We start from the raw sequence: 278 nt of genomic DNA on the forward strand, positions 1-278 counted from the left end.
TGGACTGGCTCCACCCCGACGGCGACTTCAGCGACGCCGAACGCGCCCGCCGCCGCGCCATCACCCTGGGCCGACAAGACGCCGACGGCATGTCACCCTTGAGCGGCCTGCTCACCCCGGAATTGCGGGCCACCCTCGAGGCCGTGCTGGCCAAACTCGCCGCCCCCGGCGCCTGCAACCCCAACGACCAGACTCCCATCGTCGACGCCACACCCGACGACGCGGCGGTACGCCGCGACACCCGCAGCCCCGCCCAACGCAACCACGACGGATTGCTG

1 protein-coding gene is annotated in these 278 nt (G+C 72.3%); it reads left to right on the top strand.

From position 1 onward, the window contains the following. Positions 1 to 278 (top strand): DUF222 domain-containing protein (locus SKC42_RS27925; protein ID WP_330967385.1); only part of this gene is annotated, 278 nt, incomplete at both ends.

It is taken from the genome of Mycobacterium sp. 050134 (genome assembly GCF_036409085.1).
Classification (GTDB): domain Bacteria; phylum Actinomycetota; class Actinomycetes; order Mycobacteriales; family Mycobacteriaceae; genus Mycobacterium.